At 64.2% G+C, this 15,425-nt stretch carries 16 protein-coding genes; 4 read left to right on the top strand and 12 right to left on the bottom strand.

Annotated elements, in window-relative coordinates:
* Positions 1-17: 17 nt before the first annotated feature.
* The 8 genes from ASD07_RS10695 to ASD07_RS10660 form a co-directional block, all read right to left on the bottom strand.
* Entirely contained in the window at positions 18-1,535 is a 1,518-nt protein-coding gene (locus ASD07_RS10695) for a sigma-54 dependent transcriptional regulator (RefSeq protein ID WP_055929243.1), read from the bottom strand.
* Positions 1,532-3,178, bottom strand: coding sequence for a PAS domain-containing sensor histidine kinase (locus tag ASD07_RS10690; protein ID WP_055929240.1), 1,647 nt, complete (start codon positions 3,176-3,178; stop codon positions 1,532-1,534). The genes ASD07_RS10695 and ASD07_RS10690 overlap by 4 nt, the downstream gene beginning before the upstream one ends.
* Before the next feature lie 8 nt (positions 3,179-3,186).
* Entirely contained in the window at positions 3,187-3,435 is a 249-nt protein-coding gene (locus tag ASD07_RS10685) for a PP0621 family protein (protein WP_055929238.1), read from the bottom strand.
* Positions 3,432-4,235: an inner membrane protein YpjD gene (locus ASD07_RS10680; RefSeq protein ID WP_055929235.1), complete on the bottom strand. Its 804-nt coding sequence runs from the start codon at positions 4,233-4,235 to the stop codon at positions 3,432-3,434. The genes ASD07_RS10685 and ASD07_RS10680 overlap by 4 nt, the downstream gene beginning before the upstream one ends.
* Positions 4,236-4,256: 21 nt before the next feature.
* Positions 4,257-5,045, bottom strand: coding sequence for an ABC transporter ATP-binding protein (locus ASD07_RS10675; protein WP_055929232.1), 789 nt, complete (start codon positions 5,043-5,045; stop codon positions 4,257-4,259).
* On the bottom strand, positions 5,046-5,861 hold the full coding sequence (locus ASD07_RS10670) for an ABC transporter permease (protein ID WP_055929229.1): 816 nt from the start codon (positions 5,859-5,861) through the stop codon (positions 5,046-5,048).
* Entirely contained in the window at positions 5,858-6,832 is a 975-nt protein-coding gene (locus ASD07_RS10665) for an ABC transporter substrate-binding protein (protein ID WP_055929226.1), read from the bottom strand. The genes ASD07_RS10670 and ASD07_RS10665 overlap by 4 nt, the downstream gene beginning before the upstream one ends.
* A gap of 68 nt (positions 6,833-6,900) precedes the next feature.
* Positions 6,901-7,704 (bottom strand): M48 family metallopeptidase, encoded by an 804-nt coding sequence (locus ASD07_RS10660; RefSeq protein ID WP_055929223.1) that lies wholly within the window; start codon positions 7,702-7,704, stop codon positions 6,901-6,903.
* Positions 7,705-7,905: 201 nt separating this feature from the next.
* Between ASD07_RS10660 and ffh the strand changes: the two genes are divergently transcribed.
* The 3 genes from ffh (at position 7,906) to ASD07_RS10645 (ending at position 11,103) form a co-directional block, all read left to right on the top strand.
* A complete protein-coding gene (ffh, locus tag ASD07_RS10655; RefSeq protein ID WP_055929220.1) occupies positions 7,906-9,273 on the top strand; it encodes a signal recognition particle protein in 1,368 nt (455 codons plus the stop codon).
* Between the two features lie 168 nt (positions 9,274-9,441).
* Positions 9,442-9,819, top strand: a complete 378-nt coding sequence (locus ASD07_RS10650) for an SWIB/MDM2 domain-containing protein (RefSeq protein ID WP_055929217.1) — start codon at positions 9,442-9,444, stop codon at positions 9,817-9,819.
* 120 nt (positions 9,820-9,939) lie between these two features.
* Positions 9,940-11,103, top strand: a complete 1,164-nt coding sequence (locus tag ASD07_RS10645; protein ID WP_055929214.1) for an MFS transporter — start codon at positions 9,940-9,942, stop codon at positions 11,101-11,103.
* Here the strand turns inward: ASD07_RS10645 and ASD07_RS31395 are convergent.
* From ASD07_RS31395 to ASD07_RS10625, 4 genes are all read right to left on the bottom strand, one after another.
* The gene (locus tag ASD07_RS31395; RefSeq protein ID WP_055929211.1) at positions 11,096-11,626 is read right to left on the bottom strand and encodes a hypothetical protein; all 531 of its coding nucleotides are present in this window, start codon (positions 11,624-11,626) and stop codon (positions 11,096-11,098) included. The two genes, ASD07_RS10645 and ASD07_RS31395, sit on opposite strands and share 8 nt — an antisense overlap.
* Positions 11,627-11,698: 72 nt before the next feature.
* Positions 11,699-12,277, bottom strand: coding sequence for a hypothetical protein (locus ASD07_RS10635; RefSeq protein WP_055929208.1), 579 nt, complete (start codon positions 12,275-12,277; stop codon positions 11,699-11,701).
* Entirely contained in the window at positions 12,265-12,918 is a 654-nt protein-coding gene (locus ASD07_RS10630) for a lytic transglycosylase domain-containing protein (RefSeq protein WP_082507255.1), read from the bottom strand. The genes ASD07_RS10635 and ASD07_RS10630 overlap by 13 nt, the downstream gene beginning before the upstream one ends.
* A gap of 5 nt (positions 12,919-12,923) precedes the next feature.
* A complete protein-coding gene (locus ASD07_RS10625) occupies positions 12,924-14,648 on the bottom strand; it encodes a proline--tRNA ligase (RefSeq protein ID WP_055929201.1) in 1,725 nt (574 codons plus the stop codon).
* Between the two features lie 162 nt (positions 14,649-14,810).
* Here ASD07_RS10625 and ASD07_RS10620 point away from each other — a divergent pair, with 162 nt between their 5' ends.
* Positions 14,811-15,416 (top strand): RNA pyrophosphohydrolase, encoded by a 606-nt coding sequence (locus ASD07_RS10620; protein ID WP_055929197.1) that lies wholly within the window; start codon positions 14,811-14,813, stop codon positions 15,414-15,416.
* Positions 15,417-15,425 lie beyond the last annotated feature (9 nt).

The following is a 15,425-nucleotide window of genomic DNA, read 5'->3' as shown; positions in this document are numbered from 1 at the left end:
CCCCGCCGCCCGATTGGCTAGCTCGGATCCTGGATGTTCAGCTTCTGCATCTGGTAGCGCAGCTGGCGGAAGCTGATGCCCAGCAGCTGGGCGGCCTGGGTGCGGTTGTAATTGGTCTGGGCCAGGGCGCGGGTAAGGATGTCGCGCTCGACTGCCTCCAGGTAGGCCGGCAGGTTGCTGGGCAGGACGTCGAACACCGGCAACGGCGGCATGGCCGGCTCACCGGCAGGCGCCTCCGTTAGCGGGGCTTCGGCCGCCACGCTTGCCGCCGCTGGCGTGCTGGGCAGCGGGCTGGCCGGCTGGCCCGCTGCCGGGCCGGCGGGAGCGGCCGGCGCAGCCGCTGGCGCGGCGGCCAGTGAGGCGGTTGGCGCGGCCGGGGCCAGGCTGCCGCCCTTCAGCGCCAGGTCTTCCGCCGAGATCACGCCATCGTTGGAGAACGCCAGCGCGCGCTCCAGGATATTTTCCAGCTCCCGCACATTGCCCGGGAAAGAATAGCCCTTCAATACATCCAGCACGCCAGGCGCCAGCACCACCTTGTGCTCAAAGCTGCCAAGCCGCGCCAGGATCGCTTCCACCAGCTCATCCAGGTCATCGAGCCGTTCGCGCAGCGGCGCCAGGCGCAGCTCGATCACGTTCAGGCGGTAGAACAAATCCTGCCGGAACAGGCCCTGCTCCACCAGCTTTTCCAGGTTCTTGTGGGTGGCGGAGATGATCCGCACGTCGACCGGCTCTTCGGCCGTGGCGCCGATCTTGCGCACCCGCCGCTCCTGGATCGCGCGCAGCAGCTTGACCTGCATGGCCAGCGGCAGGTCGGCCACCTCGTCCAGCATCAGGGTGCCGCCATTGGCAGCCTGGAAGAAGCCATCGCGCTCGTCGGCCGCGCCGGTAAAAGCGCCCTTGCGGTAGCCGAAGAACTCCGCCTCCATCAGCGCTTCCGGTATGGCGCCGCAGTTGACGGCTATAAAGGGCTTGTCCGCGCGCGAGCTCTGGGCGTGGATTTCGCGCGCCGCCAGTTCCTTGCCGCTGCCCGATTCGCCATTGATGGCAATCGGCGCCATGGAACGCGCCAGCCGGGCAATCTGGGCGCGCAGGGCCTGGATCGCAGCGGAACCGCCGCGCAGCCGGCTTTGCGGCTGGCCGCGCGCCGGGGCCGCCGCAGGGGCGCTGTCGCTGACCTTCAAGGCCGACTGCACCAGGATGCGCAACTGCTCCAGCTGCACCGGCTTGCTGACATAGTCGAAAGCACCCGCCTTCAGCGCCACCACGGCATTTTCAGCGCTGCCGAAGGCCGTGACCACCGCAATCGGGATGTTCTTGCCGCTGGCCGACACCTCGCGCACCAGGTCCAGCCCAAGGCCGTCCGGCAGGCGCATGTCGGTCAGCACCAGTTGGAAATCTTTTTCGGCAAAGAGCTGGCGCGCTTGCTGAAGGGTTTCGGTGCTGTCCACGTCCAGCCCCATCCTCAGCAGGGTAATTTCCAGCAATTCGCGCAGGTCGGCTTCATCGTCAACGACCAGGACACGTGGAGAAGTCATGTGTTTTTCGCAAATGTAATTACAAAGCGGCCGCTCGACTTGCGCGCGCCGCCCTCTGTCACGCTGGCTTCGAAACGGTGCTCGTAATCCAGCATGGCTTCGTTATTCAAGCACAATTCGCGCGCCAGATACAGGCCCAGCCCCGTGCCTTTGCTCGATGTTGTATAAAACGGCTCGAACAGGTGGGCCCGCACCTGCGGCGAAATACCGGGGCCATCGTCCTGCACGTGCAATTCCAGCGGCCGGCCGGCCACCTGCACGATGAAGACGCGGATACTGGCCGGCGTGCCGCTGGCATAGCGTACCGCGTTGTTGAGCAGGTTGATCAGCACTTCGCGCAGGTGCAAGGGGTCGAAGCGCACCATCACCTGGCGCATGCCGCCCAGGCACACGATCTTGCGCTCCAGCTTATGGGTCTCGTCGAACTCCGCCTTCAGCTCGTTGAGGAAGGCTTCCAGCTCCATCGGTTCGTGGTGGCTTTGCGCCTTGCGCGAGAGCTGCAGGATGTCTTCCACCATGCGGTTCACGCGCGCCACATTGTCGCTGATGATCTTCAGCAGGCGCTTGTGCACCGGCGCCTGCAAATCCTCTTCCAGCAGCGAATTGGCGTGGCCGATCGCCGACAGCGGATTGCGCACTTCATGCGCGATGCTGGCTGTCAGGCGGCCCATCGAGGCCAGCTTGAGCTGCTGCGCCTTTTCCTCGATGCCCGTGACGTCTTCCAGGAAAATCACGTTGCGCTCCACATCCAGGCCGTTGGTGTCGGCGGCGGCAAAACGCAACTTCAAATGCAGCGCCACGTCGCGCCGTGAATTCCAGGCGGCTGTCAAATCCTCCTGTTCCGGGTCGTCGAACGGTTTGATGGTGATAAAGGCGCTGGCCTGCTGCGGGTCGCTGCGCCAGGCCTCGTAGGCGATTGCCAGCGGCTGCAGCGCCGTGCCGTCCAGCATCTGCGTGGCGCCGCCCAGCATCTGCTGCGCCGCCGGGTTGCTCATATGGATAGTGCCGTCCGGCCCCACCACCACGATGCCGTCGGCCGAATGGGCGATCACCAGGCGGTTGACGGCCTGCTGCACGCCGATTTCAATACCGCGCTGCGCCACCAGCTCTTCCTGGCCGATCAGGCGCGCCGCCATGCGGTTCACGATCAGCACCACGGCAAACCAGGCGACGCCGTACAGGCCGGCCTGCAGCACCTGCGACTCGCCGCCGGAAATGGCGAGGTAGGTGCTGTGGGCCAGCATGAACAGCGTGGCCAGCGAGGCGCTGAACAGCGACAGCACCAGCGGCGCCAGGATGGCGCAGCCGGCCAGCGGGAACAGGTACAGGATGGCCAGGCCGGAGCGCAGCCCGCCGGACGCCAGGTACAGCAGCGAGATACAGGTCAGGTCGCAGGCCACCTGCGACATCAGCTGCAGCATGAAGTGGCGGCGCCAACGCAGCGCCAGCAACTGCATCGCGGCGGCCGCCAACAGGTAAGCGCTGCATACCTGGGCCGACAGTTCAGGGGTCGACAGCCGGCCGGCGCTGAAATACAGCAGCAAGACCAGGGCGATCACAATGCGGGTCGCGCCCAGCGCTTTCAGCGAGCGCCAGAAAGTGTCGCGCGAGGCGGCCGAGAGGGTGTGGAGACGGGCAAACACGCTGTGGCTTAATGCGGGGCGTGCGCCGCGCAGCAGTAGTCGCGGCCATTGGCCGGGACGTTTTCGGAGGCCGGGAAATGCACGCCGCAGTGGGCGCATTGCAGCATCTTCTCAGCCTGCTGCGGGTCGGCCGCACGCGGCTGCTGCGGCGCCGGCGCCGGGCCGCCTTGCTGCGGGCCGCTCATCTTGCGCAATTTGCTGCGGATGGCGGCGATGACCAGGAACACCAGCGCCAGCCAGAACAGGATTCGTGTCATGCCAAACCTCGATGTAAAACCACTTCCAGGACAAAACGGCTGCCGACATAGGCCAGCAGCAGGGTCGCGAATCCCGCCAGCGTGAAGCTGAGGGCGGTCTTGCCGCGCCAGCCGCGGAAATGACGGCCGGCCAGCAAGGCGGCAAACAGGACCCAGGACAGCAGGGTGAAGACCGATTTATGGTCCCACTTCAGCGCCCGGCCAAACAATTCTTCGCTGAACACAATGCCCGACAGGACCGTCAGGCTAAGCAGCACGAAGCCGAAGCCGATCAGGCGGAACAGCAGCTTTTCCATGGTCAGCAGGGCCGGCAGCTGGTCCAGCGCCGCGGCGAAAAAGCCCGGGCTGTCGCTGCGGGTATGCAGGCGCGACTCCTGCAGCGCCATCAGCACGGCGTGGAAAGCGGCGATGGTCAGCGTACTGTAGGCCAGCGTGGCGATGGCGATGTGCCAGCCCAGCATGGTGGAGCGGCCGGCGGTCGGGATCAGCGCGCCGGGGAAGCCGGCCTGCAAAGCCACCGCCAGGGCGGCCACCGGCATCACGATACGGCGCAGGCCGTCCAGCGGGAAGTTCTGGTTCTCCAGCCAGTAGGCGCCGACCGAAATCCACAGCGCCGACGACAGCATGGTGGCAAAACCGATGCGCAGCGAGCCGGGCACCATCACGTCGACCCACAGCGCGGCGCCGTGCAGCAGCCACGCGCCGGCCGTCAGTGCGGCGATAGGCACGGATTTACGCGACGGGAGGAAACCACAAATCAGGTAAAGCAGCGTTGCTGCGAGCAGGAAGTAAGTTTGCATCCAGTAAGTTTAACACTGCCGTCAATCCACAGCGGCTGCGCGCAACTCGTCGTTATGGTGGCGTTGTTGTTCTTCCATCACCAACTGCCCCAGCTCGCGCTTCAAGGCATTGAATTCCGGGGCCGACGGGTCGCGCAGGCGCGGCAGGTCGACCAGGATGTCGCGCTTGACCGTGCCGGGGCGGTAAGTCATGACCACGATGCGGTCGGCCAGGTAAATCGCCTCCTCGATACTGTGGGTGACGAAGATGATGGTCTTTTTCTGCTCGTCCCAGATACGCAGCAGCTCGTCCTGCAGGTCGCGCCGGGTCAGCGCATCGAGCGCGCCGAATGGTTCATCCATCAACATGATCGGCGAATCGAGCGCCAGCACGCGCGCAATCGCGACCCGCTGCCGCATGCCGCCCGACAGGTCTTTCGGGAAGCGGTGGCGGAAGTCCTGCAGCGACAGAGTCTTCAGCAGCTGCTCCACGGTAGCCGCGATCTGCGCCTTCGGCAGGCCCTTGATCTCCAGGCCGAAGGCCACGTTGTCGGCCACCGTCATCCACGGGAACAGCGCGTACTCCTGGAACACCATGCCGCGCTCCGGTCCCGGCTCGGCTACCTGCTTGCCGTCGGCGACGATGCTGCCCCTGGTGGGCGGCGAAAAGCCGGCGATGGCGTTCAGCAGCGTCGACTTGCCGCAGCCCGAAGGCCCCAGCAGGCAGACGAACTGGCCGCGCGGGATCTCCAGGTTGATGTCCTGCAGCGCCACCACCGAGGTGCCGAATACCTTGCTGACGCCTTTGACTTCGATATGTGCAGCGCTCATTCAGCTCTCCAGGCCGCGATGCCAGCGCAGCAGGTGGTTGTTCAGGCGGTCCATGGCGACGTCGATCGCCAGGCCCAGCAGGCCGATGCTGATCATGCCGGCAATGATCTTGTCCGACCAGAAGTACTCGCGCGCCTCGCTGATGCGGAAGCCCAGGCCATTGTTCACCGCCACCATTTCCGCCACGATCACCACGATGAAGGCGGTGCCGATGCCGATGCGCACGCCGGCCAGGATCGAAGGCACGGCCGCCGGCAGGATCACGCGCAGGAACATGGTGGGGCCGGCGGCGCCCAGGTTGCGTGCCGCGCGCAGGTAGATGCCGTCGACCTGGCGTACGCCGGCGATGGTGTTGATCAGCACCGGGAAGAAGGCGCCCAGCGAAATCAGGAAGATGGCCGGCGGGTTGCCCAGCCCGAACCACAGCATCGACAGCGGGATGTAGGCGATCGGCGGCACCGGGCGGATGATCTGCACCAGCACATTGAACAGGCGGTAGGCGTGGGCGCTGGCGCCCATGGCAAGGCCCAGCGGCAGCGCCAGCCCGCCGCCGATGGCGAAACCAAGCAGCACGCGGTACATGCTGCCGATCGCATCGTGGATCAATTCGCCCGAGAAGGCCCACGCCAGCCGGCTGCCGTTGCCGTCATACGGTTGCAGCGGCAGCAGGTATTCCACCCACTTGCGCGCCACCGCCTCCGGCGACGGCAGGGCTTGCGGGTTGACCCAGCCGCGGTAAGTCACGACATGCCAGAGCAGCACCAGCGCCGCCGGCACCACCAGGCCGACCGCGACGTCGCGCCATGCGACCTTCATTTGACGCCCAGCGATTTCTTGGCCTGCTCCAGCAGGTCGGTCTTGACCCAGTCCTTGGCGACCGGCGGCTTGGCCATCTTGCCGACGCCCGTCTTGACCATGGTGTCGGTGGTGACCTGGATGTGTTCCGGCGTCACGTCATACGAATAGGGCGAATTGCCGATCGCGTCCTGGAAATCGTCGTTGCTGATCTGGCCCTTGAACACGGTCTCGCGCACGTATTTTTCGGCGGTGGCCGGCTGGTCGATGAAGGTCTTGGTCGCCTCCACGAAGCAGCGCATGAATTTCTCGGCCACCGGGCGGCGCTCCTTGTAGAACTTCTCGGTCATCACCATGGTCCGGATCGGCTCGCCGATCGGGGTGTTGTAGGGCTTCAGGATCTCGCTGCCGTAGCCCTTGTTGATGGCCTGCGAGGATTGCGGCTCCGACTGCATCATGGCGTCGATATGCTTGCCGAGCAGGGCCTGGTTCAGGTCCGCATAGGCCAGCAGCACAGTCTGCACGTCCTTGCCCGGCTGCTCGGAGACCGTCAGGCCGGCCTGCTGCAGTTCGGCCAGCAGCAGCACTTCCTGGATGCCGCCGCGCGTCACGCCGACTTTCCTGCCCTTCAGGTCCTTGACCGATTTGAGATTCAGGTCGCTGCGGCCCACCAGGCGCGCGCCGCCCTTGGCAAAGCCGGCCACCACGTAGATCGGCGCACCGCCGGCGCGGCCGGAAATCGCCGCTTCGGAAGCCGTCGCCCCCACGTCCAATTCACCTGCCAGTACCGCCGACATCACGTCCAGGCCCTTGGCAAACACCCGCTCTTCGACCTTGATGCCGCACTTCGGTGCGATCTCCTTGATATACGACACGGCGCCGTAGTGGGCAAACTTCAGGTTCCCGAGCCGCACCACTTCCTGCGCCTGCGCGCTCCCAGCCAACACCAGCGCCGCGAAGGCTAGCGCCTTGCCGATACTTTTCAGTTTCATCCAGGTCTCCTCAGTGAATAGTTGGCCTGCGCGGCCGCGCGCCCATCATACATTGAAGGCAGGGTCGCTTAAAGCGCGCTGCGTTCGAGCTGTTGCGCCAGCCGTTCCGCGCACGGCGCATGGATTGCGAGGTAGGCGCGCTCGGCGCCGGCCGTGCCGCTGGCGCCGCTGAGCGCTTCCTGCACTTCGGTCAGCAGGCGCAAGGACAAGCCGTTATGTTCCAGCAGGTCGGCGGCATATTTATCGGCTTCGATTTCGGCCTGCTGGGGCCACTCCAGGTGCGGCGCACGCGCCGCCATGCTGGCAGCGAGCCAGCTGGTATCGCCCAGCACCACGCCGACCGCGGCCGGCAGCATGGCTTCCTGCGCCAGACGGCGCAGCATGTGGCGCTGCTGCTGGTGGCCGAGTTCATGCGCCAGCACCGCCAGCACTGCGCCATCGTCGGGCAGCGCCAGCACCAGGCTGTCGGTCAGGATGATGTCGCCCGAAGGCAGCGTGAAGGCAGCCGCGCCGAGCCGGCTGCTGCGAAACAGCAGGCGATGCCGCGGCGCTCCCTCATGCGGCGCCTGCAGGCTGGTGAAGGCCGCGCTGATGCGGGCCCGGTGCGTCTCCGCCAGTTCGCTCGGCTTGAGCGCCTGCATCTCCAACTGCCGCAGCATGCCCTGCCCCAGCTGGTCTTCCAGCGCCGGCGAAAAGGCCGCGGCCAACTGGTTGACGACAGCGGGGCGCGCCAGCTGCCATCCGCCGTACAGCGCGATGCATGCCGCCAGCAGCAGCGCCGCGGGGCGCCAATGGCGCAGTGCGCGCCGCCGGCCGGGCGCGAGAATATTGATCAGCTCTGGAACGGCCAGCGTTTGCACAAGTTCATCCATAAAATTAATTTATGAACAAGATGCATGGAGGCCGCATGTCTTGTCAAGAAGAAACTTTGTTTATTTCGCAAATTTGTGCACGATAGTGACATTTTGTGAGAGACCGGCGGTCACCGTCCGCGCCTGCCGCCGACGCCGGCTACTAAGGTAGAATGGCGGGATTTTCCGCATATCGCACCACTCTTTATTAGTAGGCCACCAATGCTAGACAACCTGACTACGCGCCTTGCCAAAGTCGTCAAGACGATGCGCGGCGAGGCCCGCCTGACCGAAGCCAACACCGCCGAAATGCTGCGCGAAGTGCGCATGGCGCTGCTCGAAGCCGACGTCGCCCTGCCGGCCGTGCGCGAATTCATCGCCAAGGTCAAGGAAAAAGCCCTCGGCGAAGAAGTGATTTCCTCGCTGACCCCGGGCCAGGCCCTGGTCGGCGTGGTGCAGCGCGAACTGGGCGCCCTGATGGGCGCGGACCTGGGCGCGGAAGCCTCGCAGCTCTCCTTTGCCCAACAGCCGCCGGCCATCATCCTGATGGCGGGCTTGCAGGGCGTGGGTAAAACCACCACCGTCGGCAAGCTGGCCAAGTACCTGAAAGAGCAAAAGAAAAAGAAAGTGCTGACCGTATCGGCCGACGTTTATCGTCCTGCCGCTATCGCCCAGCTGCAATCGGTGACCAGCCAGGTCGGCGCCGATTTCTTCCCCTCCACCGCGCAGGACAAGCCGGTCGACATCGCGCTGGCCGCGCTGGACTGGGCCAAGAAGCACCACCATGAAGTGCTGATCATCGACACCGCCGGCCGCCTCGGTATCGACGAAGAGATGATGAAAGAGATCGCCGCCGTGCACGGCGCGGTCAAGCCGATCGAAACCCTGTTCGTGGTCGACGCCATGCTGGGCCAGGACGCGATCAATACCGCCAAGGCCTTCAATGACGCGCTGCCGCTGACCGGCGTGGTGCTGACCAAGCTCGATGGCGATTCGCGCGGCGGTGCGGCGCTGTCGGTGCGCCACATTACCGGCAAGCCGATCAAGTTTGCCGGCGTGTCGGAAAAGCTGGACGGCCTGGAAGCCTTCGACCCGCAGCGCATGGCCAACCGTATCCTGGGCATGGGCGACATCCTGGCCCTGGTCGAGGAAGCGCAGAAGAACGTCGACGCCAAGGCGGCGGCCGAGCTGGCAGCCAAGGTCAAGTCGGGCGGCAGGTTCGACATGAACGACTTCAAGGCGCAACTGGCGCAGATGAAGAAAATGGGCGGCATGTCCGGCCTGCTCGACAAGCTGCCGGCCCAGTTCCAGCAGGCGGCAGCCGGCGCCAATATGGACCAGGCCGAAAAGCAGGTGCGCCGCATGGTCGGCATCATCGACTCGATGACGCCGAAGGAGCGCGCCAAGCCGGAACTGATCAAGGCGGCCCGCAAGCGCCGCATCGCAGCCGGCGCCGGCGTCCAGGTGCAGGAAGTAAACCGCATGCTGGCCCAGTTCGAACAGATGCAGACCATGATGAAAAAGCTCTCGGGCGGCGGCATGATGAAGATGATGCGCTCGATGAAAGGCATGATGCCGGGCATGCGCTAAGCCCCGCCAAGCCGCAAAAAGCCGCCTTCGGGCGGCTTTTTTTGTGTTTAAGTCTTGTTTCCCCTAAAAAACCCACAAAAACACTTGCACAAGCTGCAAACCCCCGCCAATATTAGCCGTGCGATAGTATTGCGCAATTATCCATTTGTTTGTTAAGGAGGCTCGAATATGGCAACAGCCAAGAAAGCAGCACCAGCAGCAAAGAAAGCCGCCGCCAAGCCAGCAGCCAAAAAAGCTGCGCCGGCCAAGGCAGCAGCCAAGCCAGCAGCAAAGAAAGCAGCAGCACCAGCCGCACGTAAACCTAACGCAGCCTTCATGAAGGCGATGACGCCATCGAGCGCACTGTCCGCCGTAGTCGGTTCCGCACCGCTGCCGCGCACCGAAGTGACCAAGAAAGTCTGGGACTACATCAAGAAACTGAACCTGCAGGACGCCGCAAACCGCCGCATGATCAATGCGGACGACAAGCTGAAAGCTGTCTTCGGCGGCAAAGCCCAGGTTTCCATGTTTGAAATGACCAAGCTGATTTCCGACCACCTGAAATAAGCTGCTTCTGGCTGTTGCAGCCATTCGAGGAGCCCCGACGCCAAGCGCTCGGGGCTTTTATTTTTTGTGCCTCCACACCAGCACACCTTCCCGCCCCTGCCCGCTACCGGAAGCGCCGCCATGCAAGCACTGCACCGCCTCGCCATTCCACTTGCCAGCCTGACAGCATTGGGCTTGCTGGCCTCGGACCTGTACCTGCCGGCGATTCCTGTCATGGCGGCGGAACTTGGGGCTTCGATTCCGTCCTCACAGGCGACCATGGCGCTGTTCATGGCAGCGCTGGCCTTGTCGCAGCTGGCCTGGGGCTGGGCGGCCGATCATTGCGGCGACCGCCGCACCATCATGGCCGGCACCGCCCTGCTGGGCGGCGGCAGCCTGGTTTGCGCACTGGCGCCGGGGATCGACTGGATGCTGGCGGGCCGCTTGCTGCAAGGGCTGGGTGCCGGTGCGGCCACCGTGGCGGTTCCCGCGCTGATACGCCGGCGCTTCAACGAGGCCGACGCAGTCAAGGCGCTGGCCATGGTTGCCATGGCAGAATCCACCATTCCCGCACTGGGGCCGGTCGCCGGCGCGGCAATCGTGCTGTACGCCGACTGGCGCACCACGTTCTGGCTGATCGCCGCCATGTCGCTGTTGCTGCTGCCGCTGGTGGCACGCATCGTCGGCCGTGCTCCGCACGCCTCCCCGGCAGCGGCGCCCACCCGGCGCGGCTATGCCCCGCTGCTGCGCAACCGGCTCTACCTGCGCTACGCCATGAGCTACGCCCTGATGTTCGGCGCCCTGCTGATGTATGTCGCCAGCGCACCGGTGCTGGTCACGCACGCGCTCGGCCTCGGCATCGAAGCTTTCGCCATCCTGCAGATTTGCGGCGTGCTGGCCTTCATGGCCGGCGCCACGGCTGCGGTGCGGCTGGTGAAACGGCTTGGCCAGCAATGGCTGGTGCGCAGCGGGACGCTGCTGCAGTTCCTGGCCGGTGCCGGCTTGATGGGGATGGCGCTGGCGGGCCTGACCGGCATGCACGGCCTGGTCGTACTGGCCGTGCTGGCGGCCCTGTTCTGCGCAGGTCTTGGATTGCGTGGTCCCGCCACCATGGGCGGCGCCCTGCATGCGGCCGGGGATGATGCCGGCAAAGGCGCGGGCCTGCTGATGTTCCTCGCCTTTGCCTGCGTTGCCGCCGCCACGCAACTGGTGGCGCCCTTCCTGCATCACGGCTTGCTGCCGCTGGGCGCCCTGCTGTTCACGATGGTCACCGCCAGCGCGCTGCTGCTGCCGCGATCTATTTGATGAATGCGATGCTCTTGACGAACTTGAAGCGTTCATCGTCGCCCGGCCCGGCAATGCGACCGGCATTACGCTCGGTGGCGATGGTAGCCGTGACAGGTTTGCCTTTCAGCTTCGGGTTCAGCGCCTGGTATTCGCCGCCGGCCGCTTCGACGAACCAGTCGCCGCACTGGCCAACGCAGTAAGCCCTGATCTTTTTGCCTTGCTCGGACAGGATCGTCACCGACATGTCGTCATTGCCGCCGCCGTCAACCAGCTTGCCTTTCACGAGTACAGTCGGCGCAGGCGGGCAATACGCGGGCGCATCATCGCCCAGGATCTTGCAGCCGCGCTTGATTTCATCCGTGATCAGTTCACAGCTGTTGGCTGCATTGCACGGTGGGCGCGTAGCGGGAGAGACGTTCTTGCATTGCTTGACCAATTCGGCGGCCTTTGCCTTGCCAAGCTGCTGGTCACAGGACATTGCCGCAGCATTGCCGGCCAAGGCCAGGAAAGCCAGGGAAATTATGAATTTGTTGATTTGCATGGATGCGAACCTGCGTATGCTGGGAAGGCGCAAAGTGCAAGCGCCATCGCCCCCGCACCTATGCACGGAATGTCACGCGGCCGGAACTTTGACGCGGCGCAGCAGCTTCATGCGGGTGCCGGTCCATTCAAAGAACGAAATGCCGCGCCGTTTTTCGTCCTCCTCCGGATCGCCGATCAGGATGAACAGGCGGCTGTCGGCGCGATAGCGCAGCATTCCGCCGTCATCGAACAGCGGGCCATCGATATTCATGACCACATTGGTTTCGACGCCGGCCGGATGAAATACCTTGCCAGTGCGGGCATCGATGATTTTGTTCATCACGCAACTGCTGCCGCAGCCCCAGTGCGCCACGATGAAATGGCCGGCAAAATTCGGACGCTGGTCCTGCGTCGAGTTCTTCAACATGGTACGGTACAGGCGCGCCTGCGGGTCCGCCCGCCAGCGCACGGCCGCTACCGGGCCGGTATATGGCTTGACCGGATAGTCCTCGAAGCGCGGCGCATCGGCCGGATAGTGTTCCTGGCAGATGGTGTTGGCATCCTCCTCGCCGGGAGGATCGCTCTTGCATGCCAGCGCCAGCGACGGTGCCGCGCAAGCCGCCAAGGCCAGGAGCGCGGCCAGGCGGCGCACGGCGCTTACAGCTTCCATTTATTCCACGCCGCCAGCACCGCGTTCGGATATTCCGGCTTGCCGCGGCTGCCGTTGTAGCGGCCCAGGGCGAGATACAGGTTGCCCTGCTCCATGTCGATATACATGCGCAGGATCGAGCAGCCGTAGCGCAGGTTGGTCTGCATATTGAACAGCTTCGAGCGGTCGCGGTCGCCGATCACATTGGTCCAGAACGGCATCACCTGCATATAGCCGCGCGCGCCGACAATCGACACCGCGTATTTGCGGTAGGCCGATTCAACCTGGATCAGTCCCAGCACCATGCCCGGGTCCAGCCCGGCGCGGCGCGCCTCGTACCAGGCGGTTTCGAGGAATTCGCGGCGCGTGAATTCGTCCGGCAGCTTGCGCTTCAGGCGGTCCGACATGGCGCCGTACCAGGCGTCGTACTGCGCGCGGTCGGCGGGGGTGAGCAGCACCGGCTTGGGAGGACGGGCATCCATGATGGCGTTGGACAGCGCCACCCGCACGCCGTCGGCCAGCGCTTCCTCTTTCTGGTTGCCGGCAAAGCCGAACGGCGCGCACAGCACGCCGCTGGCGAATGCCAGCGTATGCCACCAGCGCAAGGGACGCGCCCACCAGCGGCGGCGTTCACGTCCCTGCTTTGGCGATCGCACAGCCATCGCAATCACTTCTGGATTTTGCCCTTGATGAAGGCCAGGGCGTCGGCCACAGGAACGGCTGTCGCCTCGGTATCGCGGCGGCCCTGGTATTCCAGGTTGCCTTCCTTCAGGCCTCGATCGCCGATCACCACGCGGTGCGGCACGCCGATCAGTTCCCAGTCGGCGAACATGGCGCCCGGACGCTGGCCGCGGTCATCCAGGATGACGTCGATGCCGGCTTCCAGCGCCGCGTTGTACAGCTTCTCGGTCTCGGCTTTCACCAGTTCCGAGCGGTCCATGCCCATCGGGCACAGCACCAGTTCGAACGGCGCCAGGGAGGCCGGCCAGATGATGCCCTTGTCGTCGAAGTTCTGCTCGATGGCGGCGCCCAGGATACGGGTGATGCCGATGCCGTAGCAGCCCATCTGCAGCGGGGCCGGCTTCTGGTTTTCGTCCAGGAAGGTGGCCTGCATCGATTCGGAGTAAGCGGTGCCCAGCTGGAATACGTGGCCCACTTCGATGCCGCGCTCGATCGCCAGCACGCCCTTGCCGTCCGGCGAAGCGTCGCCTTCCACCACGTTGCGCAGGTCGGCCACGACGGCAGGTTCGGCGACGTCACGGCCCCAGTTGGCGCCGGTGAAGTGGAAGTCCACTTCATTGGCGCCGGTCACGAAGTCCGACATCAGCGCCACGATGCGGTCAGCCACCACGGTCACCGGACCCTTGGTGCCGATCGGGCCCAGGTAGCCAGGCTTGCAGCCGTAGACTTCCAGGATTTCCGCTTCGGTCGAGAAGCGGTTCTGCGCCAGGCCCGGCACCTTGCTGGCCTTGATTTCGTTCAGTTCATGGTCGCCGCGCAGCAGCAGCATGAAGTGCTGCTTGGTGCCGTCTTCCTTCTCCGACGTCAGGGCGATGGTCTTGACGGTCTGCTTCAGGTCGATGCCCAGCAGCTTGGCCACGTCTTCGCACTTGGCAGCCTTCGGGGTCGAAGTCTTGGCCAGCGCAGCGCCGGCCGCAGCGCGGGCGCCGGTGGCCACCGCTTCCGCCGCTTCCATATTGGCCGCGTAGTCGGAGGTCGGGCAGTACACCAGCGCGTCTTCGCCGGTGGAGGCGATCACGTGGAATTCATGCGAACCGGTGCCGCCGATGGCGCCGTTATCGGCTGCCACAGCGCGGAACTTCAGGCCGAAGCGGGTAAAGATGCGGGTATAGGCGTCGAACATGATTTTGTACGACTTTTGCATGCCTTCCAGGTCGCGGTCGAAGGAATAGGCATCCTTCATGGTGAACTCGCGGCCGCGCATCAGGCCGAAGCGCGGGCGGCGCTCATCGCGGAATTTGGTCTGGATGTGGTAAAAATTCAACGGAATCTGGCGGTAGGATTTAATCTCGCTACGCACCACATCGGTAATCACTTCTTCGGAAGTCGGCTGGATGGCAAAGTCGCGGCCGTGGCGGTCTTTTACGCGCAGCAGCTCCGGGCCCATCTTGTCCCAGCGCCCGGTTTCCTGCCACAGTTCCGCCGGCTGCACCAGGGGCATCAGCAGCTCAATAGCGCCGGCATTATTCATTTCTTCACGAACGATTGCCTCGACTTTTCGGATCACTTTCAGGCCCATTGGCATATAGGTATAAATGCCGGAACCGAGGCGTTTGATCATGCCCGCGCGCATCATCAACTGGTGGCTGACGATTTCCGCGTCAGATGGAGCTTCCTTGAGGGTTGAAATAAAAAAGCGGGATGCACGCATATCGGTGAATTCTTTTTAAAAAGAGAGAGTTATAATCAACCTAATTTTAAAGGATTAGCTGGCCCGATGCGTCCAAACTTTATACAAAGAGCGCTATTGCAGTTGGATTTGTAGTCAAAAATATAAGAGGACGCCTCGGCCACAGAAAGTTTGAGGTGCAATATGCTCGATCGTGAAGGGTTCCGCCCCAACGTCGGCATCATCCTGCTCAACTCGCATAACGAGGTGTGGTGGGGCAAACGGGTGCGCGAGCACTCGTGGCAGTTCCCGCAAGGCGGGATCAAGTATGGTGAAACGCCGGAGCAAGCGATGTATCGCGAGCTCGAAGAGGAAATCGGACTGCGTCCGGAGCACGTCAAGATTATCGGCCGCACGCGCGACTGGTTGCGCTACGAGGTGCCAGACCACTTCATCAAGCGGGAAATCCGCGGCCATTACCGTGGCCAGAAGCAGATCTGGTTCCTGTTGCGCATGTGCGCGCGCGACAATGACGTGAACCTGCGCTTGACCGACCATCCTGAATTCGACGCCTGGCGCTGGCACGATTACTGGGTTCCGCTGGACGTGGTGATTGAATTCAAGCGCGAAGTCTACCAGCGTGCCTTGCAGGAGCTATCGCGCTTCCTGACCTGGCCCGCGCATGGCGACCGCCGCCACTCCTCGCGCTACCTGCGCCAGCCGCACGGCCAGCGTGGACAGCGCAGCGGCGACAAGCCGCAGCAGCCAGTGGTGACGCCGCCGGATACGGAACTGGTGACCAAGGAATGAAAGAGCTGC

Origin of the sequence: Duganella sp. Root336D2 (genome assembly GCF_001425005.1) — a bacterium.
Lineage (GTDB): Bacteria > Pseudomonadota > Gammaproteobacteria > Burkholderiales > Burkholderiaceae_D > Rugamonas.
The sequence above is the reverse complement of the archived record's forward strand: the minus strand, read 5'-3'. Positions and strand labels throughout refer to the sequence as shown.

What these genes read in the sequence shown, in the direction of transcription:
- ASD07_RS10695 (WP_055929243.1), bottom strand. Translation starts at nt 1,535, where the DNA reads ATGACTTCTCCACGTGTCCTGGTCGTTGACGATGAAGCCGACCTGCGC.
- ASD07_RS10685 (WP_055929238.1), bottom strand. Translation starts at nt 3,435, where the DNA reads ATGACACGAATCCTGTTCTGGCTGGCGCTGGTGTTCCTGGTCATCGCC.
- ASD07_RS10680 (WP_055929235.1), bottom strand. Translation starts at nt 4,235, where the DNA reads ATGCAAACTTACTTCCTGCTCGCAGCAACGCTGCTTTACCTGATTTGT.
- ASD07_RS10675 (WP_055929232.1), bottom strand. Translation starts at nt 5,045, where the DNA reads ATGAGCGCTGCACATATCGAAGTCAAAGGCGTCAGCAAGGTATTCGGC.
- ASD07_RS10670 (WP_055929229.1), bottom strand. Translation starts at nt 5,861, where the DNA reads ATGAAGGTCGCATGGCGCGACGTCGCGGTCGGCCTGGTGGTGCCGGCG.
- ASD07_RS10665 (WP_055929226.1), bottom strand. Translation starts at nt 6,832, where the DNA reads ATGAAACTGAAAAGTATCGGCAAGGCGCTAGCCTTCGCGGCGCTGGTG.
- ASD07_RS10660 (WP_055929223.1), bottom strand. Translation starts at nt 7,704, where the DNA reads ATGGATGAACTTGTGCAAACGCTGGCCGTTCCAGAGCTGATCAATATT.
- ffh (WP_055929220.1), top strand. Translation starts at nt 7,906, where the DNA reads ATGCTAGACAACCTGACTACGCGCCTTGCCAAAGTCGTCAAGACGATG.
- ASD07_RS10650 (WP_055929217.1), top strand. Translation starts at nt 9,442, where the DNA reads ATGGCAACAGCCAAGAAAGCAGCACCAGCAGCAAAGAAAGCCGCCGCC.
- ASD07_RS10645 (WP_055929214.1), top strand. Translation starts at nt 9,940, where the DNA reads ATGCAAGCACTGCACCGCCTCGCCATTCCACTTGCCAGCCTGACAGCA.
- ASD07_RS31395 (WP_055929211.1), bottom strand. Translation starts at nt 11,626, where the DNA reads ATGCAAATCAACAAATTCATAATTTCCCTGGCTTTCCTGGCCTTGGCC.
- ASD07_RS10635 (WP_055929208.1), bottom strand. Translation starts at nt 12,277, where the DNA reads ATGGAAGCTGTAAGCGCCGTGCGCCGCCTGGCCGCGCTCCTGGCCTTG.
- ASD07_RS10630 (WP_082507255.1), bottom strand. Translation starts at nt 12,918, where the DNA reads ATGGCTGTGCGATCGCCAAAGCAGGGACGTGAACGCCGCCGCTGGTGG.
- ASD07_RS10625 (WP_055929201.1), bottom strand. Translation starts at nt 14,648, where the DNA reads ATGCGTGCATCCCGCTTTTTTATTTCAACCCTCAAGGAAGCTCCATCT.
- ASD07_RS10620 (WP_055929197.1), top strand. Translation starts at nt 14,811, where the DNA reads ATGCTCGATCGTGAAGGGTTCCGCCCCAACGTCGGCATCATCCTGCTC.